Genomic DNA, 3245 nt, shown 5'->3' with positions numbered 1-3245 from the left:
CATTTTCGACGCGCAGTGCCTGCTCTTCGAGGCCAAATGTGTAGCGCAGCATCATAGCGACCGACAGGATGGTGGCCAGCGGGTTGGCAATCCCTTTGCCGGCGATGTCAGGGGCCGAGCCGTGCGATGGCTCGTAGAGTCCCTTGTTGTTATCGTCGAGCGAAGCTGACGGCAGCATGCCGATCGAGCCGGTCAGCATCGATGCCTCGTCGGACAGAATGTCGCCGAAGATGTTGCCGGTGACCATCACGTCGAACTGCTTGGGCGCTTTAACCAGTTGCATGGCAGCGTTATCGACCAGCATGTGGCTGAGCTCGACATCCGGATAATCCTTGCTGATTTCGATCATCACGTCGCGCCACAGTTGGGTACACTCGAGCACGTTCATCTTGTCCACCGAGCACAGGCGCTTGTCGCGTTTTTGGGCGGACTGGAAGGCGACATGGCCGATACGACGAATTTCCGACTCGCTATAAACCATAGTATTGAAACCGACGCGCTCGCCGTTTTCTTCACGGATACCGCGCGGCTGGCCGAAATAGATGTCGCCAGTCAATTCGCGAATGATCAGGATATCCAGCCCGGCCACTACTTCCGGCTTGAGCGTCGAAGCATTGGCCAGTTCCGGATACAAAATGGCTGGACGCAGGTTGGCAAACAGGTTCAGATCCTTGCGGATACCGAGCAGGCCGCGTTCCGGGCGCTTTTCACGCGGCAGCGTATCCCACTTCGGACCACCAACGGCGCCGAGCAGGATGGCATCGGCAGCGCGCGCCAGCTTTTGCGTCGCTTCCGGGTAAGGATGGTCGGTCGCGTCGACCGCACAGCCGCCGAGTAGCCCTTCTTCCATCTCGAACTTGAGATCGAGTGCTTTCAATACGCGCACCGCTTCAGCGGTAATTTCAGGGCCGATGCCGTCACCCGGTAGAACACAAATCTTCATGGTTTTTCCTTATTACGCAAACAGCCAGGGCTGGTTGATACGGCGTCTTTCTTCGAATTCGCGAATTTTTTCGGCGTGACGCAAGGTCAGGCCAATGTCGTCCCAGCCATTGATCAGGCATTCCTTGCGGAAGGCATCGATCTGGAATGGAATGCCATAACCATCGGGGCGAATCACTGCTTGCGCCGGCAGGTCGACGACCAGCTTGTAACCGGGCGTCGCTTCGACCTGTTTGAACAAGGCTTCAATTTCAGCAACCGGCAGCACAATGGGCACGATGCCATTTTTGTAGCAGTTGTTGAAGAAGATGTCGGCAAACGACTCGGCGATGATGGCCTTGAAACCAAAGTCGAGGAGCGCCCACGGCGCATGTTCGCGCGAACTGCCGCAGCCGAAGTTGGCGCGCGTGAGCAGCACTTCGGCACCCTGATAGCGCGGCTGATTCAATACGAAATTGGGATTCTTCGGGCGACCGGAATTATCCTGCCCGGGTTGCCCGACATCCATGTAGCGCCATTCGTCGAAGGCATTCGGGCCAAAGCCGGAACGCTTGATCGACTTGAGAAACTGCTTCGGGATGATCGCATCGGTATCGACGTTGTTGCGGTCGAGTGGTGCCACCAAGCCTTCCAGGCGAACGAATTTTTCCATTTATTCCACCACCTTCTGCACGGCTTCGCCACCTTTCTTGAGGGCGCCGCCGACTGCCTCTCCACCCTTTTTCAGGCCATGCTCGACCGCTTCGCCACCCTTCTGGATAGCCTCCCCGGTCTTCTCCGCGCCGATGGCGACATCCTTCTTGACGCCCTGGGCGGTATTGCAGGCTGCGAGGCAAAGCACCGCTATCGAGACAAGCATTTTCTTCATGATCGTCGCTCCTCCTAGAGAACGTCGCGCACGTCGGCGAAACGACCAGCAATCGCAGCCGCGGCAGCCATCGCCGGACTGACCAGATGGGTACGTCCGCCCGGCCCCTGACGGCCTTCGAAATTGCGGTTGGAGGTCGAGGCGCAACGTTCGCCGGGCTCCAGACGGTCAGCATTCATCGCCAGACACATCGAACAACCCGGTTCCCGCCACTCAAAACCAGCCGCGATGAACACTTTGTCCAGTCCTTCCGCTTCGGCCTGACGCTTGACCAGGCCGGAACCCGGCACAGCCAGCGCCAGCTTGACGGTTGCCGCGACATGGCGCCCCTTGAGCACGGATGCCGCCTCGCGCAGGTCTTCAATGCGCGAGTTGGTACAGGAGCCAATGAACACCTTGTCGATGGCGATATTCTGGATCGGTGTATTGGGATTAAGACCCATATATTGCAGGGCGCGTTCCATGCCTTCGCGCTTGACCGGGTCGGTCTGCTTGGCCGGATCGGGAACGACGGCGTCGATGGCGACGACCATTTCGGGCGAAGTACCCCAGGTCACCTGCGGACGAATCTCTTCGGCCTTGAGCGTGACGATGCGGTCAAACTGCGCGCCAGCGTCGGAATGCAGCGTGCGCCAGTAGGCGACCGCTTTTTCCCAGATGTCACCCTTCGGCGAGAACGGGCGGCCTTTCAAATAATCGATGGTTTTGTCGTCGACCGCGACAAAGCCCATGCGCGCACCGCCTTCGATGGCCATGTTGCACAGGGTCATGCGACCTTCCATGCTCAGGCCACGAATGGCGCTGCCGCCGAATTCGATGGCGTAACCGTTACCGCCGGCCGTGCCGATGGTGCCGATGATGGCCAGCGCCACATCCTTGGCGGTGACGCCCTTGCCGAGCTTGCCGTCGACGGCGATCAGCATGGTCTTGGATTTCTTCTGCAGCAGGCACTGGGTGGCCAGCACGTGCTCGACTTCCGAGGTACCGATGCCATGCGCCAGACAGCCGAAGGCACCGTGCGTCGACGTATGCGAATCGCCGCAGACGACGGTCATGCCGGGCAGCGTCGCACCATTTTCCGGACCGACGACATGGAGAATACCCATGCGCTGATCCTTGAACGGGAAGTAGGCCAGGGCGCCGACTTCGCGGATGTTGGCGTCGAGTGTTTCAACCTGCTGCCGCGAAATCGGATCCTTGATGCCTTCGTCCCAGTGGTCGGTTGGCGTGTTGTGATCCGGTGTCGCGACGATGGACGAAACGCGCCACGGCTTGCGGCCGGCCAGCTTGAGGCCTTCGAAAGCCTGCGGACTGGTGACTTCATGGACGAGGTGACGATCGATATAGAGAAGGGCCGTGCCATCAGCTTCCTGATGGACAACGTGGTTCTCCCAAAGCTTGTCGTAAAGGGTCTTCGACATGGTGCGTAAAGTGG

At 59.2% G+C, this 3245-nt stretch carries 4 protein-coding genes; all 4 read right to left on the bottom strand.

The genetic code is table 11. The features are described from left to right. Positions 1–943, bottom strand: a 943-nt coding sequence (gene leuB / locus ADADOO_RS09125; RefSeq protein ID WP_511276902.1) for a 3-isopropylmalate dehydrogenase, incomplete at its 3' end; no start/stop codon positions are given. A gap of 12 nt (positions 944–955) precedes the next feature. Further along, positions 956–1594 (bottom strand): 3-isopropylmalate dehydratase small subunit, encoded by a 639-nt coding sequence (gene leuD / locus ADADOO_RS09120; RefSeq protein WP_511274749.1) that lies wholly within the window; start codon positions 1592–1594, stop codon positions 956–958. Further along, entirely contained in the window at positions 1595–1810 is a 216-nt protein-coding gene (locus ADADOO_RS09115) for an entericidin EcnAB (RefSeq protein WP_511274751.1), read from the bottom strand. A 14-nt stretch (positions 1811–1824) separates the two neighbouring features. Beyond that, positions 1825–3231 carry a 3-isopropylmalate dehydratase large subunit gene (gene leuC, locus ADADOO_RS09110; RefSeq protein WP_511276904.1) on the bottom strand — a complete coding sequence of 469 codons (1407 nt, stop codon included), beginning with the start codon at positions 3229–3231 and terminating at the stop codon, positions 1825–1827. Between the last annotated feature and the right edge of the window lie 14 nt (positions 3232–3245).

It is taken from the genome of Azonexus sp. (assembly GCF_036170495.1).
Taxonomy (GTDB): domain Bacteria; phylum Pseudomonadota; class Gammaproteobacteria; order Burkholderiales; family Rhodocyclaceae; genus Azonexus.
This window is presented reverse-complemented; position numbering and strand designations above follow the sequence as displayed.